Source organism: Photobacterium sp. OFAV2-7, from assembly GCF_022347985.1.
Classification (GTDB): Bacteria; Pseudomonadota; Gammaproteobacteria; order Enterobacterales; family Vibrionaceae; genus Photobacterium.
In genome coordinates, this window is the sequence record NZ_JAKRFQ010000178.1 from 1 (window position 1) to 7,230 (window position 7,230).

Consider the following 7,230-nt stretch of genomic DNA (forward strand, 5'->3'; position numbering starts at 1 on the left):
CCAAACCATCGTTGTTCACAGTTGCTATTTTGGTCGGTGTCGCATCCCAATTAACAAATGATGTAACATTTGCACTGGAGCCGTCTGAGAAGTGCGCATCGACTTCAAGTTGCTTGCTGGTGCCCGCCGCTATGTCTATCTGGTCTTCAGCAAATACTAGGTCTGTAACAACGGCATCCGTGGTATGTGTCGTCGTATAGTTACTATTAACATTGTCAAAAGTCGCGCTGATTTCTGCTGTGCCACCATCTATCAAGGCCGTCGCAACACCATCATTATCGATCGTGAGAACATCCGGATTACTGGAAGACCAGCTAACCTCTTGGGTAACAACCTCTGCACCCTTATCATTAAGGGCTGTAGCCTCAAACTGTAGTTTGGTTCCGACAGGTACTTTCACTTGTGAGCTGCCAGTAGGTGGATCTAGTGGTGTAACGATTAATGATTTTGTCGTACCCACACCACTTTCTGGTTGCGGAGTCGTTGAAGAGCTGTCTGACCCGCTGCTGTTACAGCCAGCCAAGCCAAGCGCCAAAGCAACAGCCATGGCAACCGTTGTAACCGAAGTCTTTTTATTTGATAGTTCACTAGACAGGAGGGAGCGTTTTTTAAATTCAATCATCATATTGCTTACACTAAAAGTAATAATAAAGTAAAAAGTAAATACGCACTCTACGGAGCGACTGTTTTCCGTAACCTCAAAAAACGGAGCACACGCATTCACCTTGCCGCTGGTTATGGCGAAAGAATGTAATAGCTATGATGTTGATTTACATGTGATTAATATTGATTAAGGTTTATTAAGGTTAGTTTTTGGGCGTTGAATTGATAAAGATGCCCTCATTATTAGATATTAATTAGAGGGGAAAAGTTGACTCCCCCTCTAACCCGACTTGATGTTTTTCAACGCTAACAACTCCATCAAACAATAATATCCCCGACCTCTCTTCGCGGTGATAAAGGCGTTGCCGAGGCTTTACCTAAACGAAATAGCATTTGCACGGTATCTTGTTCTGGGATATCAAAACGTGTCTTGAAACTTTGTTGCAAGGCCGACATGTCATCATATTCTTCGAGTATCTGGCTCAGCGGATGCATTGCGACTCCGATAGATGTCGCGGCTAAATTTAAACGGGTATAGAGCCTGCCGATTTCAACCTGAGTCTTGCGACTATTATCATGGCTTGATAGCAAGCCATAATGCTGTGTGCTTGCGGTGACTTTCTCGACAAGTTTCACTCCCTCTTTGCCAAATGAAGCAGGATCTTTGTAGGCTTGCTCTCTGGTAACAAAAAAGTTCTCGGCAATAATCTTCTTTATCCCCATGACACCATTTTGAGCTAAACCAAAGCCATCTCTGTATTTAGCCATTTCTTTGTCGTTAAATCTGAACATCTCCATGGTCTCTAGATTACGTTGAGTATCCTGTTCCTCAATCGACATTGCCTCGGTCAGCATCGCTCCCAATTCTGTCGTTTCCTGCTTTTGACTCAGTACCCGAAGAGGAAAACCGGCCTCAATAGCAACGTGCTCCAATACTGTGATCTCACCGCTGGCTAATGTGGACGAGGTATAGGATTGCTTCACGCTTTGACGTACCGGCAAATATACAAACAGGGGATGAGGGCGTATAGACTCCATTTTAATCAGGGTAATTTTAGCTACAGGCTTGAATTCGAGTGTCTTATTGCCATATTCACCCTGAGGGAAATAATCAACTTCAGCATGAATACCGAAATGCGTCGCTGCAATCACCAAAGTTTCAATGAAGGTGCCCTGCCCGATATGGATCTGGCGATGAAACGGATCTGTTTCAGGTAATAGCCTTTCTTCATCAACATAGAGCAAGATTGTATCTTGACCAGAAAAGGCAACTTTCCACGGCTGTTTGTTATGGGGATTAGCGCAAAGCATGCCGTAACTAATTAAGGTTTTCCGAATATCATCATATTGATGCGATGGTCGTATTTGTTGCACTGACTGGCCATTCCCAGCCACATTACTCCCCGTTAGTGTCCCCGCAATTGGAACTGCCGCTGCGATCACTGCCCCTGTGCCGATTACTTTTATGAAATTACGTCTGTCCATGGCTATCACCTATTCCGATACTTTGCTAAAATTTATTCCATGGAATAAATATACATTCCAAGGAATGTAAATCAAGGTATTTTACGGCAATGATCGAAAATAAAAATGAGCTAGCATTTAACCTAATGAAATCATTGGAAATAATAAATCAGCTAAGTACAGCAAAAGTCACCAAGGCTCTGCGCCCCCTCAATCTCAGCTATTCTCAATTCTCTTTGTTAAACCATTTCTCCAATGATCCAGAGCAGGAGTTCACTGTTAGCCAGCTAGCCAATTCAATGCAAATGAACCAGCCAGGGATCACCAAAATTGTTAACAAACTCACTGAGATGGGTTTGATTGAGATTAGAAAAGACCTACAAGATGCGAGGAAAAAGTGGCTAAAAATCAACACAACTGGACAAGAAAAGCTTTCGCTGGCGCAATCAAACGTCATGAATGACATATCTGACTGCTTCTCAGACTGGGAGGCCGATGAGCTGGAAGATATGCTGAAACATGCTCAACGGCTTCAAACTTGGTTTGATAACAACAGGTAAGCTTAGCCTTAGTAGCCATTCAAGCTTAATACTACTCATTGCCTACGGCTATAGAAGGCGCCTCACTGCTGATCAATTGGGTCTGGTATTGTTGCAAGGCATCGATAAAACTCTCTTTCTGCAGAGGCTTGGTCAGAACATGATTTGCGCCAGCACTTATGAAATTGTCACGAGCCTCTTTAAATACATCGGCAGTACAGCCAAAGATAACTGTGTCCAGTTTCAGCTCTTGGCGGATAACTTTCGTTGCGGTAATACCATCCATCTCTGGCATATGGTTATCCATTATGATCAAGTCAAAGTGCTTGTTCTTGAGGATCTCAATTGCAACAAGCCCGTTTTCTGCCAGTAATACCTTATGCCCTTGTTTCTGACAGAATGTCTTTGTCACCACTGCATTAATAGGGTTGTCTTCCACAATCAGTATGGAAAGTGCCTGATTGATGGCTTGACGACTCAGCGAGTGTTTCGCCTGCTCTGGTTGCGCTCTCTGCGTCGTTACTTCCAACTCAATATCAATGAAGAAGGTGGTACCAACTCCGGCCTCACTCTGAACAGAGACTCTGCCGTCCATAAGTAATACCAACTGTTTGACTATTGCCAAGCCCAGCCCTGTTCCACCAAACTCTCTCGTTGTCGATGATTCGGCCTGAACAAACGGATCGAAGATATGTTGCAGTCGCTCTTGTGAAATCCCCACTCCCGAGTCTTTAATCACAATTGAAATCGTTGAGCGGCTCTGTCCGGATACATTCAGTGCTGTTTCAGGGAAGCAATTGCTGACATGCTCAGCGAAGCTCAGAGATATACGTCCCTGCGGGGTAAACTTAACGGCGTTGCTCAGCAGATTAAAAATCACTTGGCGGATACGGGCTTTGTCACCCCGGAAGCCCCGATCTTTAGGAATACTATTTTTAATAATGAGATCGATTCCCTTATCAGCGCACAAGGCTTTATACGTTGAGAGGACGGGAGAAATAATGTCGTCGAACTGGAAGGGAATTGCTTCAAGCTCCAGCTTATTCTGCTCTATCTTCGAGAAATCAAGAATATCATTGAGCAAGGAAAGCAGGTGGTCACCAGACTCTAGCAAAATACCCAGCTGCTCTTTCTGTGTTTCATCTTCCGTTGAGCTTTCAAGGATTTGTGCCATGCCCATAATGCCATTTAATGGTGTTCGCAATTCATGACTCATGGTAGCAAGAAACGTCGATTTGGCTTTATTGGACGACTCGGCCTGCTCGACACTGAGTGCCAAATTCTGCTCCAACTCTCTACGCTTGGTAACATCTCGCTCAACAGCTATGAAATTCACCGTGTTACCCTGCGCATCGAAAATCGGCGTAATGATCATATCAATCCAATAAGGCGTGCCATCTTTATGATAATTCAACAGCTCAGTTTGAATGCTACGGCTTTGCTGCAGGCTCTCTGAAATACGTTGTTTCTCTTTTTGATCTGTGTCCTTTCCCTGCAAGAGGTCACCCGGCTTTATCCCCAAGGCTTCATCGAACGAATAGCCCGTCAACGCTTCAAAGCCTTTATTCACCCAAGTCGTCAAACCCTCTTTATCGGTGATAATAATCGTGTCCTGAGCGTACTCCAGTGCCAGGCTCAACTTGGCTCGTTCATACTCGATATCTAACAACTCGTCTTGATAAACCGTAGTCTGCCGATAGTTATTCCACTGTCGCCAAAAGAAATAACTACCGAGGGCCAATAACAGGCATAGCGCCGATATCGTCGCTTCTATTTTGCTTTTTGATGATTGCTCGATCCAATAATTATTAAGAGCATCGAGCGTAACTTGAATATGAGCTTCAGTAAGCTTCGACTTTTCTTCCTGAATAGTCGCACCAACCCGATCTCGAAGAGAAACATAACTGAGTAAGTTCTTGAACAACAGGTCCTGACTCAAATCATCAGGAACCTGACTGTTTGCCGCAGCCTGGTAAATAAGTTCCATGACAGCCAGTTGTTCTGCAGGATCTGCGTATTTATCAAGCAAAAGATCTTGAGTATTTGTAATCGTTGTTAACGCATATTCATACGACACTTTAGCTGTGAGAATTGAATTTATCGCCCGGGTAAACTCTTGAAGTTCGGAGTTGATGTGCTTTGCCTTATTCACAGCCTCTGTATGAATAAGGGGAAAAGATTGAAACGGAATAAACTGGGCCTGACGTAAACTGTCATAAAGGGACTCGGCATCAAGCTCGATATCGACTAACGTACTTGCAAGCGTATCGTATGACTTAGTTTCAGTGTATTCAAAATTGTAGATTTGCTCGATAGCGTGAATGACCTGTTGCGAAATACCAATATATCTTTTTTGATAAAACGAGTTGGTATAACTGCAATAAATACTAAAAATCAGATGGGCACCAATCAGGGTAATAACCCCGATAATACAGAGCTCCCGCTTCGGCGTATAATGAAGGTTCATTGTGTTAGCTCCTCCAAAATAATAGGGTTGGGAGCAGTTAGCGTTGAAAGAAATGCACTGATTTCAATAATAGAGGCAGCATCAAGCTCCTGCCCTAACTGAAGCTTCGCCATGATAACAATCGCCTCTTCCAACGTTTCAGCTCGCCCATCATGAAAATAAGGAGGGGTTCTTGCCACATTTCTCAGGCTCGATACACGAAAAACCAGCTTGTCACTCTCATTTCCGGTGACGTTATAACGGCCGAGATCGTGTTCTTCTCGAAGAAGCCTATCACCCTGAACGTTCCCCAGTTTTTGAAAGAGGTTTCCGCCAATGTTCTGCCCCTGATGACAGATCACACAGCCCAGTTTTTGAAATTTCTCCCAACCTAACTGAGCCGTCTGATTGATGGCATCGTGATCGCCTTTCAGATATTTATCAAACGGGGCATCTGGCGTTAATAGCGCCTCCATAAAGGTTACCAGGGCATTTTTTATATTCTGTTCTGAAACCACGCCGTTATATGAAGCTTTAAATGCTTCAGCATAAATTGGAGATTTTTTTACATAACTCACCACATCATTCCAGTTGGTATTCATTTCCAACGGACTATGAATGGGGCCGTCAATTTGGTGCTCTAAACTGGCAGCCCTGCCATCCCAAAAAAAACGTGAGTTCAAGCTAACATTAAAAACCGTTTGTGAGTTTCTACTTCCCGCGCCTGCTACACCAACAGAAACCTTGGTATCCTCGGCACCATTCCCATTAAGATGGTGGCAAGACTCACAACTGACTTTCCTGTTCGATGACAAATTGGTATCGACAAACAACTGAAAGCCCAGCTTTACTATTTGCGGCTCAGCAATAATAGGCTTCTCTACAGGCGAGACATAATCATGACTAATGTGGTGAGATAACTCAGTGTGTTCTGGTCGCTCATTATCTGGCGTTAATGATAAATGAAAATACGCACCGAGTGATGCAAGCAAAACAATAGAACATCCCCACCCAACAAGTGCTATATGCATACAAAATCCATTTTGTACCTAACTATGAATTAATTATGGGTTATGTGTTGCATATTACAAATTATGCAAAGACGCTTATAAGATCAATTACACACATCATCACCTAGCCAGAGAGACTACTAGAAGTCTCATAACTTCTGGAATTAAGTGATGATGCCAAGTTTATCCTCAACGTTCATGCCGCTGGGAACATCAATCAGAGGACGAAAAAGCCCCAACATTGTTGCAGGGACCTTTGAATGTGGCGGAGTGCCTCGAGGGTATTGTGGATTTATTTCGCCCTGCGGGCCGTTGCTCTACAACGCCTTCGGCTAGCAACGTTGTCTCGCTTTGCTCGGCTGACCCCTAGATTTTGGGCAAAAAAAACCGCTGACTATTCAGCAATGTTTCAAATGTAACGGAGCGCTTTGGGTATCGAGGGGGGGATTTTCAAATCCCTATCCAAGTTAGTAATGTAAAACGAAAAGGCCCCAGCATTTCTGCTGGGGCCTTAGAATGTGACGGAGTGCTTCGAGGGTATTGCGGATTTGAACCCTAGATTTTGAGCGAAAAAAACCGCTGATAGTTCAGCGGTTCTTTTGAATGTGGCGGAGAGATAGGGATTTGAACCCTAGATACGCTACAAACGTATGCCGGTTTTCAAGACCGGTGCTTTCAACCACTCAGCCATCTCTCCGAATTGTATCATCTTAAAAGATGATGGCGGTGAGGGAGGGATTCGAACCCTCGATACGTTGCCGTATACACACTTTCCAGGCGTGCTCCTTCAGCCACTCGGACACCTCACCATATTGTTGTTCGACGCTGTGCGTCTCAACGGCGGCTAATGTAATGGCTTAGGGCCTTAGGGTCAAGCGCTTTTATTGAAATTATTCACGACTGCCGATGAATAGATCAATTCGTTCCATTCTTAGCCCAATCGCTTGTTTTTATTCGCTGCTACACTTCAAAGAATCGCACTCTTTAAGATAAGCACTATGCAGTTTCTCACCAGCGACAGGAATCAGTGATGAGAATATGGCTTTCACTCCTACTCTTCCTACTCAGTATCGCCTCAGGATGGGCTTTGGCAGCATCAGAAGAGAATGAGTCACGCCTGAAACTGCTCGACCAAAAAATAGAAACGCTCCACCAGCAAAATCAGACT

Annotated in this window: 5 protein-coding genes and 2 tRNA genes; 1 reads left to right on the plus strand and 6 read right to left on the minus strand. The window is 44.1% G+C overall.

What is annotated here, in order from left to right; all coding sequences use genetic code 11:
* Together MHN01_RS11370 and MHN01_RS11375 are read right to left on the minus strand one after the other, a co-directional pair.
* The coding region (locus MHN01_RS11370; protein WP_239411456.1) for an Ig-like domain-containing protein at positions 1-625 on the minus strand (625 nt) is incomplete at its 3' end.
* 296 nt (positions 626-921) lie between these two features.
* Complete coding sequence (locus MHN01_RS11375) at positions 922-2,088, minus strand: nitroreductase family protein (protein WP_239411457.1); 1,167 nt, start codon at positions 2,086-2,088, stop codon at positions 922-924.
* An 89-nt stretch (positions 2,089-2,177) separates the two neighbouring features.
* Between MHN01_RS11375 and MHN01_RS11380 the strand changes: the two genes are divergently transcribed.
* Entirely contained in the window at positions 2,178-2,627 is a 450-nt protein-coding gene (locus MHN01_RS11380; RefSeq protein ID WP_239411458.1) for a MarR family winged helix-turn-helix transcriptional regulator, read from the plus strand.
* Positions 2,628-2,658: 31 nt separating this feature from the next.
* Here the strand turns inward: MHN01_RS11380 and MHN01_RS11385 are convergent, their stop codons facing one another.
* From MHN01_RS11385 to MHN01_RS11400, 4 genes are all read right to left on the minus strand, one after another.
* A complete protein-coding gene (locus MHN01_RS11385; RefSeq protein ID WP_239411459.1) occupies positions 2,659-5,073 on the minus strand; it encodes an ATP-binding protein in 2,415 nt (804 codons plus the stop codon).
* On the minus strand, positions 5,070-6,083 hold the full coding sequence (locus tag MHN01_RS11390; protein WP_239411460.1) for a cytochrome-c peroxidase: 1,014 nt from the start codon (positions 6,081-6,083) through the stop codon (positions 5,070-5,072). The genes MHN01_RS11385 and MHN01_RS11390 overlap by 4 nt, the downstream gene beginning before the upstream one ends.
* A gap of 585 nt (positions 6,084-6,668) precedes the next feature.
* A tRNA-Ser gene (locus MHN01_RS11395) sits at positions 6,669-6,759 on the minus strand.
* 24 nt (positions 6,760-6,783) lie between these two features.
* Positions 6,784-6,871, minus strand: a tRNA-Ser gene (locus MHN01_RS11400).
* Between the last annotated feature and the right edge of the window lie 359 nt (positions 6,872-7,230).

Bases quoted from the DNA above. Each gene is read 5' to 3' on its own strand.
- MHN01_RS11375 (WP_239411457.1), bottom strand. From the start codon at position 2,088: ATGGACAGACGTAATTTCATAAAAGTAATCGGCACAGGGGCAGTGATC.
- MHN01_RS11390 (WP_239411460.1), bottom strand. From the start codon at position 6,083: ATGCATATAGCACTTGTTGGGTGGGGATGTTCTATTGTTTTGCTTGCA.
- MHN01_RS11380 (WP_239411458.1), top strand. From the start codon at position 2,178: ATGATCGAAAATAAAAATGAGCTAGCATTTAACCTAATGAAATCATTG.
- MHN01_RS11385 (WP_239411459.1), bottom strand. From the start codon at position 5,073: ATGAACCTTCATTATACGCCGAAGCGGGAGCTCTGTATTATCGGGGTT.